General features: G+C 63.8%; 17 protein-coding genes. 16 read left to right on the forward strand and 1 reads right to left on the reverse strand.

The genetic code is table 11. The features are described 5' to 3' along the window. The first annotated feature begins 17 nt into the window (after positions 1-17). From puuE to LB556_RS06380, 14 genes are all read left to right on the forward strand, one after another. Entirely contained in the window at positions 18-1436 is a 1419-nt protein-coding gene (puuE, locus tag LB556_RS06315; RefSeq protein ID WP_224565204.1) for an allantoinase PuuE, read from the forward strand. 11 nt (positions 1437-1447) lie between these two features. Then, positions 1448-2311, forward strand: a complete 864-nt coding sequence (locus LB556_RS06320) for a bifunctional allantoicase/(S)-ureidoglycine aminohydrolase (protein WP_224565206.1) — start codon at positions 1448-1450, stop codon at positions 2309-2311. Then, positions 2308-2814 carry an ureidoglycolate lyase gene (locus tag LB556_RS06325; RefSeq protein WP_224565208.1) on the forward strand — a complete coding sequence of 169 codons (507 nt, stop codon included), beginning with the start codon at positions 2308-2310 and terminating at the stop codon, positions 2812-2814. The genes LB556_RS06320 and LB556_RS06325 overlap by 4 nt, the downstream gene beginning before the upstream one ends. After that, complete coding sequence (locus LB556_RS06330; protein WP_224565210.1) at positions 2811-3404, forward strand: nucleoside deaminase; 594 nt, start codon at positions 2811-2813, stop codon at positions 3402-3404. The genes LB556_RS06325 and LB556_RS06330 overlap by 4 nt, the downstream gene beginning before the upstream one ends. A gap of 84 nt (positions 3405-3488) precedes the next feature. Then, complete coding sequence (locus LB556_RS06335) at positions 3489-5474, forward strand: CocE/NonD family hydrolase (RefSeq protein ID WP_224565212.1); 1986 nt, start codon at positions 3489-3491, stop codon at positions 5472-5474. A 154-nt stretch (positions 5475-5628) separates the two neighbouring features. Beyond that, entirely contained in the window at positions 5629-7215 is a 1587-nt protein-coding gene (locus LB556_RS06340) for an ABC transporter substrate-binding protein (RefSeq protein ID WP_224565214.1), read from the forward strand. Positions 7216-7231: 16 nt separating this feature from the next. Next, positions 7232-8191, forward strand: coding sequence for an ABC transporter permease (locus LB556_RS06345; RefSeq protein ID WP_224565215.1), 960 nt, complete (start codon positions 7232-7234; stop codon positions 8189-8191). Positions 8192-8201: 10 nt separating this feature from the next. Beyond that, the gene (locus LB556_RS06350) at positions 8202-9026 is read left to right on the forward strand and encodes an ABC transporter permease (protein ID WP_224565217.1); all 825 of its coding nucleotides are present in this window, start codon (positions 8202-8204) and stop codon (positions 9024-9026) included. Then, on the forward strand, positions 9026-10681 hold the full coding sequence (locus tag LB556_RS06355; RefSeq protein ID WP_224565219.1) for an ABC transporter ATP-binding protein: 1656 nt from the start codon (positions 9026-9028) through the stop codon (positions 10679-10681). Before LB556_RS06350 ends, LB556_RS06355 begins: the two co-directional genes overlap by 1 nt. Positions 10682-10803: 122 nt before the next feature. Next, on the forward strand, positions 10804-12393 hold the full coding sequence (locus LB556_RS06360; protein WP_224565221.1) for an ABC transporter substrate-binding protein: 1590 nt from the start codon (positions 10804-10806) through the stop codon (positions 12391-12393). Between the two features lie 82 nt (positions 12394-12475). Continuing rightward, a complete protein-coding gene (locus tag LB556_RS06365) occupies positions 12476-13315 on the forward strand; it encodes an alkaline phosphatase family protein (RefSeq protein ID WP_224565223.1) in 840 nt (279 codons plus the stop codon). A gap of 257 nt (positions 13316-13572) precedes the next feature. Further along, complete coding sequence (locus LB556_RS06370) at positions 13573-14139, forward strand: sigma-70 family RNA polymerase sigma factor (protein WP_224565225.1); 567 nt, start codon at positions 13573-13575, stop codon at positions 14137-14139. Next, positions 14136-14804 (forward strand): anti-sigma factor, encoded by a 669-nt coding sequence (locus LB556_RS06375; RefSeq protein ID WP_224565227.1) that lies wholly within the window; start codon positions 14136-14138, stop codon positions 14802-14804. The genes LB556_RS06370 and LB556_RS06375 overlap by 4 nt, the downstream gene beginning before the upstream one ends. Then, complete coding sequence (locus LB556_RS06380; RefSeq protein WP_224565229.1) at positions 14794-16233, forward strand: S8 family serine peptidase; 1440 nt, start codon at positions 14794-14796, stop codon at positions 16231-16233. Before LB556_RS06375 ends, LB556_RS06380 begins: the two co-directional genes overlap by 11 nt. Positions 16234-16276: 43 nt before the next feature. Here LB556_RS06380 and LB556_RS06385 read toward each other — a convergent pair whose 3' ends face one another. After that, positions 16277-17299: a LacI family DNA-binding transcriptional regulator gene (locus LB556_RS06385; protein ID WP_224565231.1), complete on the reverse strand. Its 1023-nt coding sequence runs from the start codon at positions 17297-17299 to the stop codon at positions 16277-16279. Between the two features lie 363 nt (positions 17300-17662). Between LB556_RS06385 and LB556_RS06390 the strand changes: the two genes are divergently transcribed. Both LB556_RS06390 and LB556_RS06395 read left to right on the forward strand, forming a co-directional pair. Next, positions 17663-19018, forward strand: a complete 1356-nt coding sequence (locus LB556_RS06390) for an ABC transporter substrate-binding protein (RefSeq protein WP_224565233.1) — start codon at positions 17663-17665, stop codon at positions 19016-19018. 234 nt (positions 19019-19252) lie between these two features. Further along, on the forward strand, positions 19253-20266 hold the full coding sequence (locus LB556_RS06395) for a carbohydrate ABC transporter permease (RefSeq protein WP_224565235.1): 1014 nt from the start codon (positions 19253-19255) through the stop codon (positions 20264-20266). Position 20267 lies beyond the last annotated feature (1 nt).

The following is a 20267-nucleotide window of genomic DNA, read 5'->3' on the forward strand; positions in this document are numbered from 1 at the left end:
CCGGGCGCGGAGGGACGATGCGTTACAGCAGGGACATGCGTGGCTACGGAGCCAATCCGCCGGATCCGAAATGGCCTGGCGGCGCACATGTCGCCGTGCAGTTCGTCGTCAACTACGAGGAGGGCGGCGAGAACTGCGTGCTCCATGGCGACAAGGCTTCGGAAGCCTTCCTGTCTGAAATCGTCGGCGCAGCACCCTGGGTCGGCCAGCGCCACTGGAACATGGAATCGATCTACGAATACGGGGCGCGGGCCGGCTTCTGGCGGCTGCTGCGTCTGTTCAGCGAAGAGCAAGTGCCCGTGACCTGCTACGGTGTCGCCACGGCGCTCGCCCGCTCACCCGACCAGGTCGCGGCCATGCAGGAAGCCGGCTGGGAGATCGCCTCGCACGGGCTGAGATGGATCGACTACCGCGACCACGGCGCCGAGGACGAGCGCGCCGACCTGGAAGCGGCGATCAAGCTGCACTACGAGGTGACCGGCCAGCGCCCGACGGGGTGGTATACGGGCCGCACATCGGTCAACACGGTCCGGCTGGTGGCGGAGGAAGGCGGGTTCGACTACGTCTCGGACACCTATGACGACGAGCTGCCCTACTGGTTCGAGCATGAGCACGGCACGCAGCTCATCATCCCCTACACGCTCGACGCCAACGACATGCGCTTTGCCACGCCGCAAGGCTTCAACTCGGGCGACCAGTTCTTCGCCTATCTGAAGGACAGTTTTGATACGCTCTATGCCGAGGGCAAGGCAGGCAGGCCGCGCATGATGAACGTCGGGCTGCACTGCCGCCTCGTCGGGCGACCGGGCCGGGTGGCGGCGCTGAAGCGCTTCGTCGATTATGTCAAATCACACGACAAGGTCTGGCTGGCGCGGCGCATCGACATTGCCCGCCACTGGCAGGAGAACCATCCTTACAGGCCGGCGGCACTCCGACCATCGAAGATGGAATTCGAGACCTTCGTTCACACCTTCGGCGGCGTTTTCGAACATTCACCCTGGATTGCCGAGCGGGCCTACGAGCTGGAGCTCGGCCCGGCGCACGACACGGCGGGGGGCCTGCACAATGCGCTCTGCCGCATCTTCCGTTCCGCCAGCGAGACCGAGCGGCTCGGCGTGCTCAACGCCCATCCCGACCTGGCCGGCAAGCTGGCCAAGGCCAAGCGGCTGACGGCGGAATCGACCAGGGAACAGGCTTCCGCCGGCCTCGACGCGCTGACCGACAAGGAACGCGAATTGTTCTCCAAGCTCAACGCCGCCTACGTCACCACCTTCGGCTTCCCCTTCATCATCGCGGTGAAGGGCAAGACAAAGGAGGAAATCCTCGCCGAATTCGAAGCCCGCATCGGCAACAGCCGCAGCGTCGAACTCGAAACCGCCTGCAAACAGGTCGAGCGCATCGCGCTGCTGCGCCTCAAGGACATGCTCCCACAATAGGTTTGAACCCCATGGATACGATCAGGATGCCCGAGCGCACCTATTATGCCCCACATGGCGGCCATTCCGGCCAGAGCGAGCTTCTGACCGGCCGCGCCGTCTTCACCGAGGCCTATGCCGTCATTCCCAAGGGCGTGATGCAGGATATCGTCACCAGCGCCTTGCCGTTCTGGGACAAGACCCGCGTCTGGATCCTGTCGCGGCCGCTGTCCGGCTTCGCCGAGACGTTTTCGCAATACATCGTCGAGGTCGCGCCCGGTGGCGGCAGCGATCGGCCGGAGCCCGATGCCGGCGCCGAAGGCGCCCTGTTCGTGGTCGAGGGCGAACTCACGGTTCTGCTCGACGGCAAGAAGCATAGCTTGAGCCCCGGCGGCTTTGCTTTCCTGCCGCCGGCCAGCGGCTGGACGGTTCGCAACGAAGGCAGGACGGCTGTCCGCTTCCACTGGATACGCAAGGCTTATGAGGCGGTCGACGGCCTCGATATCCCCGAGGCCTTCTTCACCGACGAACAGGAGATCGCGCCGACGCCGATGCCGGGCACCGAGGGCCGCTGGGCAACCACGCGGTTCGTCGATCCGGCCGATTTGCGCCACGACATGCATATGACCATCGTCACGCTGGAGCCCGGCGCGGTCATTCCTTTCGCCGAGACGCATGTCATGGAACACGGGCTCTATGTGCTCGAAGGCAAGGCGGTCTATCGGCTCAACCAGGACTGGGTCGAGGTCGAGGCGGGCGACTATATGTGGCTGCGCGCCTTCTGCCCGCAGGCCTGCTATGCCGGCGGCCCCGGCAAATTCCGCTATCTGCTCTACAAGGACGTCAACCGGCACGCCAAGCTCGGCGGGGCTGATATCGGCGGTCGCGCGCGGTGACCCGCATCGTCGCGCGGCCGCTGACCCGTGAGGCGTTTGCCGAATTCGGCGACGTCATCGACATGGGCGGCGACAATCACTATCCGATCAATGGCGGCAAGGCAGAGCGCTACCACGATTTGGCCACTGCGCAAGCAACAGGGCCGAATGCCCGCGTGCTGATCTCGATGGTGCGCGGCACCCCTTACGAGCTGCCGCTGAAGCTGACCATGGTCGAGCGTCATCCCTTGGGCAGCCAGGCCTTCATCCCGCTGTCGCCGCGTCCGTTCCTGGTCGTGGTCTGCCATGACGGCAAGGAGGGGCCGGGCGAGCCGCATGCCTTCATCACCGCACCGGGACAAGGCATCAACTATTCCCGCAACCTCTGGCATGGCGTGCTGACGCCGCTCGGCGAGGCACAGGACTTCCTGATCGTCGACCGCGGCGGCGACGGCTCCAACCTCGAGGAATTCCATTTCTCGCACGCCTACGAGATCCACCTCCCCGACGAGAGCTTTTCATGACCGAAATTTCGCTGATCGACCGCCTGCTCGACGTCATCGAGCACGACATCGTGCCGAAGACACAAGAAGGCGTCGCCCATGGCAACAAGCTGTTCGGCGCGGCGATCCTGCGCAAGGACGACCATTCGCTGGTACTGGCCGAGACCAACAACGAGATGGAGAACCCGCTCTGGCATGGCGAGGTGCATTGCCTGAAGCGTTTTTACGAGATGCCCAAGGCCGAACGTGTCGACACGAAAGACGCGATCTTCATCGCCACGCACGAGCCCTGTTCACTCTGCCTGTCGGCGATCACCTGGACCGGCTTCGACAATTTCTACTACCTGTTCAGCCACGAGGATTCCCGCGACAGTTTCGCCATCCCGCACGATCTCAAAATCCTGAAAGAGGTCTTCACCCTCGACCCCGGCGGCTACAATGCCGAGAATGCCTATTGGAAGAGCTTTTCCATCCGCCGGCTGGTGCGGGCGCTGCCCGAGGCCGAACGCCGGCGGCTGGAAGCGCGCATCGGGACCATCTCGGCGCGCTACGACGAACTGTCCGGCGCCTACCAGGCGAGCAAGGCCGAGAACGACATCCCGCTGAACTGACGCGGATTGACCAGCCGAATTCGTTGGCTGGCCCACGACGAGGTCCCATGGACTTCATCATGTGGCGATGTTGGAGTTCGCCGCATGAAAACTGTCACCGATTTCCCCCGCAAGGTCGTCGAATTTCCGGATATGGGCATCGTCATGCCCGATGGCTGTCGGCTGTCGGCGCGGGTGTGGATGCCGGAGGATGCCGGCGATGACCCGGTGCCGGCGATCCTCGAACACTTGCCCTACCGCAAGCGCGACGGCACGATCTTTCGCGATCAGCTGACGCATCCCTATTTCGCCGGCCATGGCTACGCCGCGATCCGCGTCGACATGCGCGGCAATGGCGATTCCGAAGGGCTGATGGACGACGAATATTCCGAGCAGGAACTGCAGGACGCCTGTGATGTCATCGCCTGGGCGGCGGCGCAGCCCTGGTGCAACGGCAATGTCGGCATGATGGGGATTTCCTGGGGCGGCTTCAATTGCCTGCAGGTGGCGGCCAAGCAGCCGCCGGCGCTCAAAGCGGTGATCAGCCTGTGCTCGACCGTCGACCGTTATGCCGACGACATCCACTACAAGGGCGGCTGCCTTTTGAACGAGAATTTTGGCTGGGCCTCGACCATGCTGTCCTATTCGTCGAGGCCGCCGGACCCGCTGATCGCCGGCGACAACAGATGGCGCGACCTCTGGATGACCCGGCTGGAGAACCTGGCCTTCATGGCGCCGCTGTGGCTCGGCCACCAGCATCGCGACACCTATTGGAAGCGCGGTTCGATCTGCGAGGATTTCTCCGCCATCAAGGCAGCGGTGCTGTCGATCGGCGGCTGGCACGACGGCTACCGCAACACGATCTCGCACCTCGTGACCAACATTCAGGCGCCGGTCAAAGGCATCGTTGGTCCCTGGATTCACAAATACCCGCATTATGCCGGACCCAAGCCAGCCATCGGCTTCCTCCAGGAAGCCTTGCGCTGGTGGGATCGCTGGCTGAAAGGCGCCGAGACCGGCGTCGAGGCCGATCCCGACTACCGCGCCTATGTGATGGACAGCGTGCGTCCCGCCCGCTGGCATCCGGAGCGGCCCGGCCGCTGGGTAGCCGAGCAGAAGTGGCCGTCGTCCAACATAACGACTGAAGCGATCGAACTCATTTCGGCAGACGCAGGGTCTACAACCGTGGCTTCGCCGCAGACCTGTGGACTTGCCGGCGGCGAATACTTTCCCTTCACCTTCGGGCCTGAATTGCCCGGCGACCAGCGCCCTGATGATGCGCTGTCGGGGTGTTTCGACCAGCCTGAGCTTACCAAGCCGATCGAGATCGTCGGCGCGCCGGAGCTCGAGATCCAGCTTGCCTCCGATCGGCCCCAGGCCAACATCGCGGTGCGCCTTTGCGACGTGCATCCCGACGGCGCCTCCGAGCTTATTTCCTATGGCGTGCTCAACCTGACGCACCGCAACTCGCATGAATTCCCCGAGGCGTTGATCCCCGGGCAGACAGTTTCGGCGCGCGTCGTGCTCGATCAATGCGCCTACCGCGTGCCGGCAGGCCACCGTCTGCGCGTCGCCGTTTCGACCGCCTACTGGCCCGCCATCTGGCCCTCGCCTGAGCCGGTACAACTGACCTTGTCGGCTGCCACGCTATCGGTGCCGCTGCGCCTGCTGGCGACAGGCAACGAAGCAGTCTTCGCCGAGCCGGAAGGTGCCGCGCCCTGGGCGACCGAGACGGTTCGGCCCGCCAATTCCGAACGCCATGTCGACCGCGACGAAAAGACCGGAATTGTCACGCTTTCGATAACGGACGACTTCGGCGAAGTGCGCGATCTCGACCACGGCCTGGTCAACGGCAGCATTGTGCGCGAGACCTGGACGATCCATCCTGACGATCCCCTGTCGGCCTCTGGGAAAACACACTGGACGCAAACCCTGTCGCGAAATGGATGGTCGGTCCGTACCGAGACATGGGCGCGCATGCGGTCGGACGCGCAAAATTTCATCATCAGCGCCAGAATCGAGGCCTATGAGGGCGAAAAACTCGTCTTCGAGCGCGATTTCGACGAGAATGTCCCGCGCGCGCTTGTTTGAGTGCTGAAATCGTTGGTCCAAATACGACGTGCGATTTACGCCACGGCATGTCGCATTCGGTCTTGCTTACCGCTTTCCCTTGCGGTCATTATTCCCTTTAATAAGAAGCAAGAAAATCGACCGCAGAGTCGACCCAACAGAGTGAGGAACTCAAATGTCAAATGAACTGGAATTCCTTAGCCGGCGCGTCGCGTCCGGCAAACTGAGCCGTCGTGATTTCCTTGGCCGTGCGGCAGCGCTCGGCATCGCCGCGCCCTTCGCCAACGCATTGCTTTCGAGCGCGGCGCGGGCGGCAGGACCGGTCAAGGGCGGCACGCTGAAGGCCGGCCTGGTCGGCGGCGAATCCACCAACAGCCTCGATCCGGCGCTGATGATGACGCAGGTTCCGTTCGCCTTCGGCAAGTGCTGGGGCGAAATGATCGTCGAGCTGTCGCCGGAAGGCAAGCTTGAGAACCGCATCGCCGAGGACATCGGCTCGTCCAAGGACGCCAAGGTGTGGACGCTGAAGATTCGTGACGGCGTCGAATTCCACAACGGCAAGACGGTGACCGCCGAGGACGTGGCCGCCACGCTCGAACGCCATTCGGACGAGAAATCGAAATCCGGCGCGCTCGGCTACATGAAGGGCATCGACACCATCAAGGCCAGCGGCAAGGAAGTGGTGCTGACGCTGAAGGAGGCCAATGCCGATCTTCCCTACCTGCTCAGCGATTATCACCTGATCGTCCAGCCCAATGGCGGCAAGGACAAGCCCGATGCCGGCATCTCGGCAGGACCATACGTGGTCAAGACCAACGAGCCCGGCGTGCGCCATGGTGGCGAACGCTTCGCCAATTACTGGCAGGGCGACAAGATGGGCCATGCCGACCAGATCGAGGTCATCGTCATCAACGACGCCACCGCCCGCACGGCGGCGCTGCAGGGCGGCCAGGTCAACATGATCAACCGCGTCGAGCCGAAGATCGTCGACCTGATCAAGCGCGTTCCGGGCGTCACCATCCGCAATCATGCCGGCCCCGGCCACTACGTGTTCATCATGCATTGCAACACGGCGCCGTTCGACAACAACGACCTCAGGATGGCGCTGAAGCTGGCGATCGACCGCGAGGAGATGCTGAACAAGGTGCTGCGCGGCTACGGGTCGCTCGGCAACGACTTCCCGATCAACGCGTCCTATCCGCTGTTCACCGAGATCGAGCAGCGCAAGTACGACCCCGACAAGGCCAAGTTCCACTACAAGAAGTCGGGTCACGACGGCACCGTGCTGCTCAGGACCTCGGACGTGGCCTTCCCGGGCGCTGTCGATGCGTCCCAGCTCTTCCAGCAGAGCGCGGCCAAGGCCGGCATCAAGATCGAGCTCAAGCGCGAGCCTGGCGACGGCTACTGGAACGAGGTCTGGAACAAGCAGCCGTTCTGCGCCTCCTACTGGGGCGGCCGCTCGACCCAGGACCAGATGTATTCGACCGCTTATCTGTCGACCGCGGATTGGAATGACACGCGTTTCAAGCGCCCGGACTTCGACAAGCTGGTGCTGGCGGCGCGCGCCGAACTCGATGAGGCCAAGCGCAAGCAGATGTACCACGACATGGCTGTCATGGTGCGCGACGAAGGCGGCCTGATCCTGCCGATGTTCAACCAGTTCATCGACGCGACCGGCGCCAAGGTCGAAGGCTGGGTGGACGACCCGCATCAGGAGCTCATGAACGGCTACGCCCTGGCGAAGTGCTGGCTGCAGGCCTGAGTTCGGCTTTGCAGAGATGTCTTCACCTATCCTGAAACTAATTGCCCAGCGCATTGCGCTGGGCATCATCCTTCTTTTGGCCATATCGGTCCTGATCTTCGCCGGCACGCAGATTCTGCCCGGCGACGTCGCGCAAGCCATCCTGGGACAATCGGCGACCCCGGAGTCGCTCGCCAATCTGCGCGAGCAGCTTGGGCTCAACGACCCGGCCTATATCAGGTATTTCCATTGGCTCGGCGGCGTGCTGACCGGTGACCTCGGCACCGCGATGTCGAGCGGCCAGGACATAGCAACCTCGATCAAGGGCAGGCTGTGGAACACGCTGTTCCTCGCTTTCTGGGCGGCGATCGTGGCCGTGCCGCTGGCGATAGCGCTCGGTCTGACCGCCGTGCGCTACCGCAATGGCTGGGTCGACAAGCTTATCTCCGGCCTGGCGCTCGCCTCGACCTCCTTCCCGGAATTCTTCATCGGTTATCTCCTGGTCTATTTCTTCGCCGTGAAATGGCAGATCTTCCCCGCCATCTCCACCGTCTATGAGGGCATGCCATTCGGCGAACGCATGCAGGCCATCGCGCTGCCGGCCACGGCGCTGACACTGGTGGTGCTCGCCCACATGATGCGCATGACCCGCGCGGCGATCCTCAACGTCATGCAGTCGGCTTATGTCGAGACCGCGGAACTCAAGGGGCTTTCAGCCTTCTCCGTCATCCGCAAACATGCCTTCCCGAACGCGATCGCGCCGATCATCAATGTCGTCATGCTGAACCTCGCCTACCTCATCGTCGGCGTGGTCGTGGTCGAGGTCATCTTCGTCTATCCGGGCATGGGACAGTATCTGGTCGACCACGTCACCAAGCGCGACGTGCCCGTGGTGCAGGCGGTCGGCCTGATCTTCGCCGCCGTCTACATCAGCCTCAACATCATCGCGGACATAGCGGCGATCGTCGCCAATCCGCGTCTCAGACATCCAAAGTGAGGGGGCGGGCATGCTCGATATAAAACGCATTCCCATCCCCGCCTTGCTCGGCCTGGTGCTGACCGCCCTGTTCGTGCTCGCGGCAATCCTCGCACCGTGGATTTCGCCGCACGACAATGCCGAAATCGTCGGCGATGTCTGGGAACCGATGTCGGCGGCGCATTGGCTGGGCACCGACAATCTCGGCCGCGATCTGCTGTCGCGCATGATCTTCGGCGCCCGCATCACCTTGTTCATCGCCGTGCTTGCCACCGCGCTGTCGTTCTCGCTCGGCGCCATACTGGGCTTTTCGGCCGCGGTGTTCGGCGGCTGGTTCGATACGATCTTGTCGCGCCTCGTCGATCTCCTGATGTCGATCCCGACACTGATCATGGCCCTGGTCGTGCTGTCGGTTCTGCCGACCAATTTGGTGACACTGATCCTGGTGATGGGCATCCTCGATTCGACGCGCGTCTATCGCCTGGCGCGTGCGGTCGCCGTCGACATCAACGTCATGGACTATGTCGAGGCCGCCAAGCTGCGCGGCGAAGGCAGCGCCTGGATCATCTTCCGCGAAATCCTGCCGAATGCGCTGTCGCCGCTGGTCTCGGAGCTCGGCCTGCGCTTCATCTACGCGGTGCTGTTCCTGTCGACGCTGTCCTTCCTCGGCCTCGGCGTGCAACCGCCAGACGCCGACTGGGGCGGCATGGTCAAGGAAAACAAGGACGGCATCGTCTTCGGCATCGCCGCCGCGCTTATTCCCGCGGCCGCGATCGCGGCCCTGGCAATTTCCGTCAATCTCGTTGCCGACTGGGTGCTGAACCGCACGACAAGCCTGAAGGGAGGACGCGGCTGATGACCGACGGCAAGGCAAAGTCGACCCCTCTGCTCGACATCCGCAATTTGCGCATCGAGGCGACGGTCTATCCGCCTGGAGAAGCGCCGAAGACCATCACGCTGGTCCACGACGTGTCGCTGACACTGGAGAAGGGCAAGGTGCTCGGCCTGATCGGCGAATCCGGTGCCGGCAAATCGACCATCGGCCTGTCGGCCATGGGATATGGCCGTGGCGGCGTGCGCATCACCGGTGGCGAAGTCATCCTCAACGGCCGCGATATCCTCAAGGGCGGCAAGGAAGGGTTCCGCAAGCTGCGCGGCCGCGAGGTCTGCTATGTCGCGCAGTCGGCGGCAGCTGCTTTCAATCCGGCGCACAGGCTGATGGACCAGGTGGTGGAAGCCACGCTGCTGCACGGAACGGCGACACGGGCGGAGGCGGAGAAACGCGCGATCGCGCTGTTCAAGAAGCTCAGCCTGCCCAATCCGGAAACCATCGGCGAACGCTTTCCGCACCAGGTGTCGGGTGGCCAGTTGCAGCGTGTGATGACGGCGATGGCGCTGTGCTCGGAGCCTGACCTGATCGTCTTCGACGAACCGACCACCGCACTCGACGTGACGACGCAGATCGACGTGCTGTCGGCGATCAAGGACGCCATCCGCGATACCCATGTCGCGGCGCTCTACATCACCCACGACCTTGCCGTCGTTGCCCAGGTCTCGGACGAGATCATGGTGCTGCGCCACGGCCGGCTGGTCGAATGGGGCGGCACCCGCCAGATCATCAAGGAGCCGCGCCAGGAATACACCAACGCGCTGGTCTCGGTGCACGAGATCGAGCATGCCGAACAGAACCCCGGCGCGACGCCGTTCCTGTCGGTCAAGAACGTCACCGCGGCCTATGGCGGCGGCCAGGTGAAGGTGCTCAAGAACGTTTCGGTCGACATCTATCCGGGCCAGACGCTGGCCGTGGTTGGCGAGTCCGGTTCCGGCAAGTCGACGCTGGCGCGCGCCATCACGGGCCTGTTGCCGCCCGAACAGGGCACGGTGACCTTCGATGGACGCCCGCTGGCCAACCGGCTTGCCGACCGGCCCAAGGAGGACCTGCGCCAATTGCAGATGATCTACCAGATGGCGGACGTGGCGATGAACCCGCGCCAGACCGTCGGCACCATCATCGGCCGGCCGCTCGAATTCTATTTCGGCATCCGCGGCAGGGAACGCGACCGGCGTGTGGCCGAATTGCTTGACGAGATCGAGATGGGCAAGGGCTTCGTCGACCGCTATCCGGCCGAGCTTTCGGGGGGCCAGAAGCAGCGCGTGTGCATCGCCCGCTCGCTCGCGGCCAAGCCGAAGCTGATCATCTGCGACGAGGTGACATCGGCTCTCGACCCGTTGGTGGCCAACGGCATCCTCAAGCTGCTGCTCAACCTGCAGCAGCATGAAAAGGTCGCCTACCTGTTCATTACCCACGATCTGGCGACGGTGAAGTCGATCGCCGATTCGATCGCGGTGATGTACCGCGGCGAGGTGGTGCGCTACGGCTCCAAGAGCAAGGTGCTCACACCGCCCTTCGACGCCTATACCGACCTGCTGCTGTCGTCCGTTCCGGAAATGGAGATCGGCTGGCTGGAGAAGGCGATCAAGGGGCGGCGCATGGCCAGCGCGGGGAACTAGCCATCCAGCGGTCCGCCAGCCAGGGGGAGATGGCGGCCGTCATCGGCATGCAACACTAGGGCGCCAAACGTCCTTCGGGCGGACGCCACAGGTGTAACGTTGTTTTCAACAAGGGGTAGGACATGAAGACTGAACTCGACCATCTCGCTCAACTCGCCGGGCAGGGCCGGATATCACGCCGCGACTTCCTCGGCCGCACCGCTGCACTGGGTGTGTCGGCGGCGCTGGCAACGACGCTGGCCGGGAAGGCCTTCGCGCAGAGCCCGGTCAAGGGCGGCATCATCAAGGCCGGCCTGCAGGGCGGTGAATCCACCAACAGCCTCGACCCGGCGCTGAACCTCAGCCAGGTGACCTACAATTTCGGCAAGCAGTGGGGCGAATTCCTTGTCCGCCTGACGCCGGAAGGTGGCGTCGAGAACCTGATCGCGCAGGAGATCGGTGCCTCCGCGGACGCCAAGACCTGGACCATCAAGGTGCGCGACGGTATCGAATTCCACAATGGCAAGACCGTAACCGCGGAGGATATTGCCGCCACGCTCGAGCGCCACGCCGACGAGAAGTCGAAGTCGGGAGCATTGGGCGTGCTGAAGAACATCAAGACTATCAAGCCCAGTGGCAAGGAGGTGGTCGTCACGCTCGGCGACGCCGACGCCGACTTCCCCTATCTGATGGCCGACTATCACCTCGTCATCCAGCCGAACGGCGGCAAGGACAACCCCAATGCCGGCATCAGCGCCGGCCCCTACAAGGTGACCGTCAACCAGCCGGGCGTGCGCCATGGCGGCGAGCGCTTCGCCAATTACTGGCGCGGCGACAAGGCCGGCCACGCCGACCAGATCGAGATCATCGTCATCAACGACGCCACCGCACGGCTTGCCGCGCTGCAGGGCGGCCAGGTCCACCTGATCAACCGTGTCGAGCCGAAAGTGGTCGATCTGGTCAAGCGCATCCCCGGCGTCACCATCGAGAACGTGTCGGGGCGCGGCTACTACCCGTTCAACATGTTCTGCGACACGGCTCCCTTCGACAACAATGACCTGCGCATGGCGCTGAAGCTTGCCATGGACCGCGACGAGTTGTTGGAAAAGATCCTGCGCGGGTACGGCTCGGTCGGCAACGACTTCCCCATCAACGAGGCCTATCCGCTGTTTTCCGCCGACATCGAGCAGCGCAAGTTCGATCCGGAAAAGGCTGCATCCCTTTACAAGAAGTCGGGCCATAGCGGCTCCATCCTGCTGCGCACGTCGGATGTCGCCTTCCCCGGTGCCGTCGACGCCGCCCAGCTCTACCAGCAGAGCGCGGCCAAAGCCGGCATCAAGATCGAGATCAAGCGCGAACCCGGCGACGGCTACTGGTCCGAAGTCTGGAACAAGCAGCCCTTCTCGCTCTCCTACTGGGGCGGCCGCCCGACGCAGGACCAGATGTATTCCACCGGCTACGTCTCGACCGCCGACTGGAACGACACGCGCTTCAAGCGGCCGGAGTTCGACAAGATGCTGTTCACGGCCCGTGCCGAACTCGACCAGGCCAAGCGCAAGGCGATCTATCACGACATGGCCGTGCTGATGCGCGACGAAGGCGGATTGATGGTGCCCTTCTTCAACCAGTTCATCGACGCCGCCGCCACCAACAAGATCAGCGGCTGGGTCAAGAACCCGAACGGCGAAATGATGGACGGTTATGCGCTGGGCGAATGCTGGCTGAACGCCTGACATCCGTCTCATATTGAAAAGCGCCGCGTGTCCGAACGACACGCGGCGCATTCGTTTCGACCACAATCGCATGGAGCAGTCCGTGGCGCTCAACACCAAGCTTCTGCTGATCATCCTCGATGGCGTTCCCTACCGGAACTGGCGCCGGCTGATGGGCAATCTCGAGGGCTGGGTGCAGTCGGGCGCGGCGCGGGTGTGGAAGATGCGCTCGGTGCTGCCGTCGACCTCGGCCTGCTGCTATGCCTCGATCCACACCGGCGTGCCGCCGCAGGTGCACGGCATCCTGTCCAACGAGAACCGGTTCCGCGTCGGGCAGCCCGACATCTTCTCGGAAGTCAGCAAGGCCGGCGGCAAGACGGGTGCCGTCACCCATTCCTACTGGTCCGAATTCTTCCGGTCCTACCCGTTCGACCTGGTCGAAGACATGGAATATGACGAGCCTGGCGGGCCGATCACCCATGGCCGCTTCCACACCATGACCGGCTACAATCTCAAGAACCAGATGACGCCGAGTGACGTCGACCTGTTCGCGACGCTGACCATGCTCACCCGGCGCCACGGCATCGACTACGGCATCCTGCACACCTGCACGCTGGACTCGATGGGCCACCGTTTCGGCCATGACTGCCACGAGATGGACCATGCCTGCTACGCCATGGACGGCATGCTGGCGGCCTTCCTGCCGGGCTGGCTTGAGGCCGGCTACGAGGTCATGGTCACCGCCGACCACGGCCAGACCGACCGCGGCCACCATGGCGGCCGTGACGACGAGATGCAGGATTTCGCCCTGTACTATTTCGGGCAGGGTAAAGGGCCGGAAGCCGATATGCTGCTCGACCAGTTGCAACTGGCGCCGACGGTTTTGAGCCGACTGGGCGTCCCGGCACCGGCGACTATGAAGGCCAGGCCGTTTCTGGTGTGAGCGGGAGCCGTGACGTTGGCACTCCCCTCTCCCGTCCCTGTACGGGGTAAGGGTGCGGAAACGTTGAATATGCCCCCTCAACGCCGGTGCTGCCCCTCATCCGCCTGCCGGCACCTCCTCCCCGTGCAACGGGGAGAAGGGAGGCTCTGGCCACGTCCCCGCTCTTCGGCTAGCCTCCGTGAATTCCCTGGCGGAGGATGAACCTTTTTGGGCCCTTCAGCGACAGAGCAGACAGGAGCCAGGCGGCTCAACCGGCCATGACGGCGGCGACGGATACCGACCGCGCGCTTGTCGACCGGGTCGCGAAGGGCGACCGGGCCGCCGTCAGGCTCCTGTTCATGCGTCATCACGCGCGGATCTACCGCTTCGTGGCGCGCCAGACGGGATCGGAAATGATGGCTGACGATATCGCGAACGAGGTGTTCCTCGAACTGTGGCGCCAGGCGCCGAACTTCGAAGGGCGCTCCGAAGTCTCGACATGGCTGCTCGGCATCGCCCGCTTCAAGGCGCTCTCCCTGCTGCGCAAGAAGAAGGAAGACTGGATCGACGACGAGGCCGCCGCCGCGGTGCCCGACAGCGCCGACACGCCGGAAGTCGTGACCATGAAGGAAGACAAGGCCGCCGCCTTGCGCCGCCTCATCGACGCCTTGGCCGAGGAGCACCGCACGGTGATCGATCTTGCCTATTATCAGGGGCAATCGGTGACCGAGATCGCAGCGGTGCTCGACATTCCGGTCGCGACCGTCAAGACCCGGATGTTCTACGCCCGCAAGAAACTCGGCGAAGCCCTGAAGGCCGCCGGCTACGACAGGGGGTGGCCATGAGCGCCGCTGAAAAGATGTCGCGCCGCGACGAAATGGAAACGTTGCTGCCCTTCTACCTGAACGGCTCGCTCGAAGGTTCGGATCTGGAAGCCATCGAAGAATGGCTGGCCAACGATCCGGCGGCACTTGCCGCGCTTGGCGAGGCGGAAGCCGAGTTCTCAGGCACGTCGGCCGCCAACGAGGCGATCCGCCCACCGGCCGATGCGCTCAGCCGCTTCGCCAAGGCGCTGGACGCGCAGGCAGGCCCGGCACGGACGCCCGCGAGCGCGTCCTGGCTGGCCCAGGCCTGGGCCCGCTTCATGGCGGTGCCGGTCGGCGTTGCGTGGGCAGCGGCGGCGGTCCTGCTGGCCTTGATCGCGGTGCAGTCGCTGGTGCAGCCTGGCGGCAAGGGCGGTAATTTCGAGATCGCGGGCACCGAAGACGAGCTGGCGAAGATGCCGTTCGTATTGGTCAAATTCAAGCCTGACGCAAGGATGGCCGATATCGCCGGCTTCCTCGACACCAACAAGCTCAAGATCATCGGCGGACCGACCGCAGAAGGCGTCTTCAGGCTCGCCATTCCGGCGACGACAGCCGCCGATTACGAGAAAGCGCGCGGCCTTATTGCCGCCCAGCCTTTCGCGGAGACTGTGATCGAGGGAAGGAAACCCGTTGATGGCGGCTGAGGCGGTCATTCGATTTGCGGCTATCCTGGCTGCGGTGTTGACAACCACCGCCGCGCCTGCGTCGGCGCAAAACAACGATGCCATTTCCGGCCGGACGAAAATCGATTGTAACAACGGGGCCAATGCGACGGCGGCCGACTGCGCCAGGGGCGGCGGCAACACCAAGGGCGGGTCAGTCGCGGCCCAGGCCGGCGCCGTTTTTCTGCCCGCCTTGATCATCGACCTCTTCCCCAACCCGGTCGCCCCTCCCGCACCCGCGCCGACGCCACGGCCGGAGCCCGCGACACCTCCTGGAGGCAACCAGGCCGGCCCGCCGCCGAGTGGCCCGACCGTCTCGCCGACCGATCTCATCACCGTCCAGCCGCCGCGCGCCGTGACCGGCGAGTTCGTGCCCGACGAGGTGCTGGTGACCGTCGATGGCGACGCGGGCGCCGTGCAGCAGATCGCGGCCTCCTTCGGCCTCGAAGTGCGCTCGCAGCGCCAATCCCGCCTGCTCGGCACCACGCTGGTGCGGTTCGGCATTCCCGACGGCCGCCCGGTCGGCGTCGTGCTGGCGCAACTCGCCGCCGACGGCCGCACGCAACGCCGCGAGCCCAACCATATCTACTCGCTGCAGCAGGCGGCCGGCATCGTCAACTATGCCTTCGACCGCATCGTGCTCGACGCCAAACAGGCCAGCGGCGAGAACGTCCGCATCGCCGTCATCGATACCGGCATCGACGACACCAATCCGGCTCTGGCCGGAGTCATCGCCGCGCAGTTCGACGCCATGCCCGACGTGCCTATCGAAAAGCGCGACCATGGCACTTCGGTCGATGGGCTGATCGCCGGCGTCGGCGCGCTCGAAGGCATGGCGCCGGGCGCGCAGATCTACCACGCGCGCGCCTTCGAGAGCGGCAAGTCGACCATGGACGTCATCCTGACGGCGCTCGACTGGGCAGCGGACCAGAATGTCAGCATCGTCAACATGAGCTTCGTCGGCCCGAAGAACGACCTGCTCGGCACCGCCTGCCGCAACGCGCGCGCTCTCGGCATGGTGCTGGTCGCTGCCGCAGGCAACAACGGACCGAAGGCGCCCTATGGCTATCCGGCCGCCTTCGACGGCGTCATTGCGGTGACGGCCACCGATGCCAGGGACGGGCTGATGCCGCAGGCCAATCGTGGCGCCTATGTCTTCATCTCGGCGCCGGGCGTCGAGATGGTGGCGCCGAGCGGCGCCGGCTCCGACGTCGTCACTGGAACCTCCTTCGCCGCGGCGATCGTGTCAGGCGCCATTGCCAATCTCATCCATGCTGCGCCCAACCGCTCGGCCGACGACATCGAGAAGGCGCTGGCGGAATCGGCGAAAGATCTCGGCCCCAAGGGGCGCGACAACGACTTCGGCTTTGGATTGCTGGATATCAAGGCGGCCGGGGCAGCGAAGGAATAACTTCCGAAGGGCGGACAGAAAGCCTTGCGCAGGTATGGACGCTTCATGCCGGCGCCCCCGCCACCGACCCTCTCACCACCAGATCCACCGGCCAGACCTCGCCGCGAGCCCCCTCCTCGAGGCCGGATATGCGCGCCGCCAGCCGCTCGGCGACGCGGGCGCCGGCGAGACGGATGGACGAGCGCGTCGTGGACAGCGGCACGGAAAAATTCTCCGGCTTCAGCCAGGGAAAGACATCGTCATGGGCAATCAGCGAGACGTCGCCGGGAATGCCGAGGCCAAGGTCGCGCACCGCGCGCACGACGCCGAGCGCCATGATCAGGCTGGAGCAGGCGATTGCCGTCGGGGCGCCGTCCTGTTCGAGCAGGCGCCGGGTCGCGCGATAGCCATTCTCTTCTGTCATGACGACGGAGCAGACATGGCGATCTTCCAATCTGAGGCCGCTTGCGGCCAGCGCCTGGCGCATGCCGAGCTCGCGATGAATGGCGAAGGTTTCCCTGTCGTCGCCGTTGATCAGCGCCAGCCGCCGGTGGCCGAGTTGCACGAGCAGCCGGGCTGCCTCCTGGAAAGCGCCCTCATTGTCGATATCGAGATAGGGATACTCGAAATCCGAGCCCTCGCTGCGGCCATGGACGATGAAGGGGATGCCCAGCGTATTGACCAGCGCCACGCGACGGTCGGCGGGCCTGGGCGAGGAGATGTAGACGGCATCGACCTGCCGGTTGGCGACAATACGCCGGTAGGTCGTCTCCTGGTCGTCGACGTCGGCCGGCGACAGCACCAGGTCAAGATCGTGCGAGCGGGCATAGTCGCCGAGGCCGGACAGGAATTCGACGAAATGCGGATCGATGTCGACGGCGGCGCCCGTCGGCAGGACGTAACCGATCATGCCCGACTTGCCGGTTGCCAGCCGCCGCGCGCTCGGATTGGGGCGATAGCCATGGCGCTTGGCTGCGTCCATGACACGCCTGCGTGTCTCCTCATTGACCTCCGGATAGCCATTCAGTGCCCGGCTGACCGTGGTCTGCGAGAGCGCCAGCATTTGCGCGAGCTGCCTGAGGTTCACAAAGTTCTCCAATTCCCTCAAAGCGCTTTTAAATTGAATCGACCCAAGGATGACAAGGGCATGGCTGTTCCGTGGCAACCATAGGCGGGGTTGGGACGGATTTGATACAGTAAATTGCTGCTGCACTGCCAAAAAAGCTTGCTGCGGTGCACTTTTTGAAGATGAGCACCGATCGTTAAATCGATTAGTTTGCCGCCCCTCTTGACTTCCAGCAGATTCAATGGCGAGATCGAAAAAGCCAAAGCGCTTTGGAAGACTCTTCAAAAGGTTGCGGTTCCCTTGCGACTGAGTCACAGTCCTGCGGCGTCGGCGGGCGGAATGGAGGTTCCGTCCGGTATGTGTGACCCACTGGGAGGAATACCGATGAAGAAGATGCTTTTGCTGGGCGTTGCGTCTGCCGCGTTCGCCCTGAGCGCGCCCGCGCATGCCGAACTGAAGTTCAAGCCCGGCGAAGATCAGCGCTTTCACTGGGCGAACTACGACGATCTCAAGAAAGTCGACCTCAAGGGTGAGACCCTGACCATCTTCGGGCCTTGGCGCGGCGAGGACGAGACGCTTGTCCGGTCGGTGCTCGATTATTTCTCCGAAGCGACCGGGGCGGAGGTCAAATACTCCTCGTCCGAGAACTACGAGCAGCAGATCGTCATCGACACCCAGGCCGGCAGCCCGCCGAACATCGCCGTCCTGCCGCAGCCGGGCCTCATCCAGGACCTGGCTTCCAAGGGCGTGCTGACCCCGCTGGGCGACGACGTCGCGGCCTGGATCAAGGAAAACTACGCCGCCGGCGACTCCTGGGCCAAACTCGGCACCTATACGGGCAAGGACGGCAAGTCGGGCTTCTATGCCTTTCCCTACAAGATCGACGTGAAAGGGCTGGTCTGGTACTCGCCCGACAATTTCGACCAAGCCGGCTACAAAGTGCCGAAGACCCAGGAGGAACTGGCAGACCTCGAAAAGAAGATCATCGCCGATGGCGGCACGCCGTGGTGCATCGGGCTTGGCTCCGGCGGTGCGACCGGCTGGCCGGCGACCGACTGGGTCGAGGACATCATGCTGAGGACGCAGCCGCCCGAAGTTTACGACAAGTGGGTCAAGAACGAGATCCCGTTCACCGATCCGGCAGTGGTCAACGCCATCGATATCTTCGGCAAGATCGCCACCGACGACAAGATGGTGGACGGCGGCGCCAAGGCGGTGGCCGCGACCGACTTCCGCGACAGCCCAAAGGGCCTCTTTACCGTGCCGCCGAAGTGCTACATGCATCATCAGGCATCGTTCATCCCCTCCTTCTTTCCCGAAGGCGTGAAGCTTGGCCAGGATGCGGACTTCTTCCCCTACCCGCCTTACGCCTCCAAGCCGGAACTCGGGACGCCGCTTGAAGTTGCCGGAACGCTGGTGATGATCACCAAGGATTCCAAGGCGTCGCGCGAGTTCATCAAGTTCCTCGAGATGCCGCTCGCGCATGAATTGTGGATGGCGCAGAAGAGCTTCGTCACGCCCTTCAAGGGCGCCAACAAGGACGCCTATGGCAGCGATGCGCTGAAGAAGCAGGGCGAGATCCTGGTCGGGGCGACGACAGTCCGCTTCGACGGCTCCGACCTGATGCCCGGCAAGATCGGCGCCGGCTCGTTCTGGACCGGCATGATCGATCTGGTCGGCGGCAAGTCCGCCAAGGATGTCGCCGCCGACATCCAGAAGAGTTGGGACGCCATCAAGTAGGACCGAACGGGGCGAGCTTCGTTTCCACGCAATTCCGGGCGGAAAATCGTGACACAGCTTTCCTGGAATTGCTCTCGACCTTCCTGATCCTCCTACTGGGTCCGGGCTACGGCCCGGATCCGACCGGCGGCGCACGCCGGAAGCCTTCGCGTTTCGATTGTTCCGAACAACTCGCAAGTCGGTGCACCCGACCGCCGGTATTTGCCGGCAGGTCATGCGCAGGGAGAGGGACCCATGGCGGCTCAGATTTTCTCGGCCATATTCGTCATCATCATCGGCGTCGGCGGCTGTGTCGCCTATTTTTGGGGCGCCAACAAACTGCTCGACATGACCTTCCCCTCACGCGGGGTCTCCGGTACGGCCGCCGTCAACAATCTGCGTCGGCAGGGGCTGGTGCGGCCGTGGCTGTTCGTCGGCCCGGCGCTGATCATTCTCACCATCTACCTGATCTACCCGGTGATCGCGACACTGTGGCTCTCCTTCCTCGACCGCGGCGGCACCAGTTTCGTCGGGCTCGCCAATTACGAGTGGGCCTTGCGCGATGAGGATCTCCGACGCTCGATCCTGAACAACCTCCTCTGGCTGGCGGTGGTGCCGGCATCCTGTACCTTCCTCGGCCTGATCATTGCCGTGCTCACCGACAAGATCTGGTGGGGCACGATCGCCAAGAGCCTGATCTTCCTGCCGCTGGCCATCTCCTTTGTCGGCGCCAGCGTGATCTGGAAGTTCATTTACGAATATCGCGGCGAGGGCCAGGTGCAGATCGGCCTGCTCAACGCAATCATCCAGCACTTCGGCGGCCAGCCGCAGGTGTGGATATCGCTGCCGTTCTGGAACAACTTCTTCCTGATGATCATCCTGATCTGGATTCAGACCGGCTTTGCCATGGTCATCCTGTCCTCGGCGCTGCGCGGCATTCCGGAGGAGACGCTGGAGGCCGCGGTGATCGACGGCGCCAACCCGTTCCAGATCTTCTGGAAGATCATGGTGCCGCAGATCTGGGGCACCATCGCCGTCGTCTGGACCACGATCACCATCCTGGTGCTCAAGGTGTTCGACATCGTGCTGACCATGACCAACGGCCAATGGAACAGCCAGGTTCTGGCCAATCTGATGTTCGACTGGATGTTCAGGGGCGGCGGCGATTTCGGCCGCGGCGCCACGATCGCCATCATCATCATGATCGCGGTCATCCCGATCATGGTCTGGAACATCCGCCAGGCGAACAAAGAGACGGGAGGGCACTGAG

The organism is Mesorhizobium sp. ES1-4, assembly GCF_020164745.1.
Classification (GTDB): Bacteria; Pseudomonadota; Alphaproteobacteria; order Rhizobiales; family Rhizobiaceae; genus Mesorhizobium.

Coding starts and splice junctions, on each gene's coding strand:
- puuE (WP_224565204.1), top strand. CDS start 18: ATGCGTTACAGCAGGGACATGCGTGGCTACGGAGCCAATCCGCCGGAT.
- LB556_RS06320 (WP_224565206.1), top strand. CDS start 1,448: ATGGATACGATCAGGATGCCCGAGCGCACCTATTATGCCCCACATGGC.
- LB556_RS06330 (WP_224565210.1), top strand. CDS start 2,811: ATGACCGAAATTTCGCTGATCGACCGCCTGCTCGACGTCATCGAGCAC.
- LB556_RS06335 (WP_224565212.1), top strand. CDS start 3,489: ATGAAAACTGTCACCGATTTCCCCCGCAAGGTCGTCGAATTTCCGGAT.
- LB556_RS06340 (WP_224565214.1), top strand. CDS start 5,629: ATGTCAAATGAACTGGAATTCCTTAGCCGGCGCGTCGCGTCCGGCAAA.
- LB556_RS06345 (WP_224565215.1), top strand. CDS start 7,232: ATGTCTTCACCTATCCTGAAACTAATTGCCCAGCGCATTGCGCTGGGC.
- LB556_RS06350 (WP_224565217.1), top strand. CDS start 8,202: ATGCTCGATATAAAACGCATTCCCATCCCCGCCTTGCTCGGCCTGGTG.
- LB556_RS06355 (WP_224565219.1), top strand. CDS start 9,026: ATGACCGACGGCAAGGCAAAGTCGACCCCTCTGCTCGACATCCGCAAT.
- LB556_RS06360 (WP_224565221.1), top strand. CDS start 10,804: ATGAAGACTGAACTCGACCATCTCGCTCAACTCGCCGGGCAGGGCCGG.
- LB556_RS06370 (WP_224565225.1), top strand. CDS start 13,573: ATGACGGCGGCGACGGATACCGACCGCGCGCTTGTCGACCGGGTCGCG.
- LB556_RS06375 (WP_224565227.1), top strand. CDS start 14,136: ATGAGCGCCGCTGAAAAGATGTCGCGCCGCGACGAAATGGAAACGTTG.
- LB556_RS06380 (WP_224565229.1), top strand. CDS start 14,794: ATGGCGGCTGAGGCGGTCATTCGATTTGCGGCTATCCTGGCTGCGGTG.
- LB556_RS06390 (WP_224565233.1), top strand. CDS start 17,663: ATGAAGAAGATGCTTTTGCTGGGCGTTGCGTCTGCCGCGTTCGCCCTG.
- LB556_RS06395 (WP_224565235.1), top strand. CDS start 19,253: ATGGCGGCTCAGATTTTCTCGGCCATATTCGTCATCATCATCGGCGTC.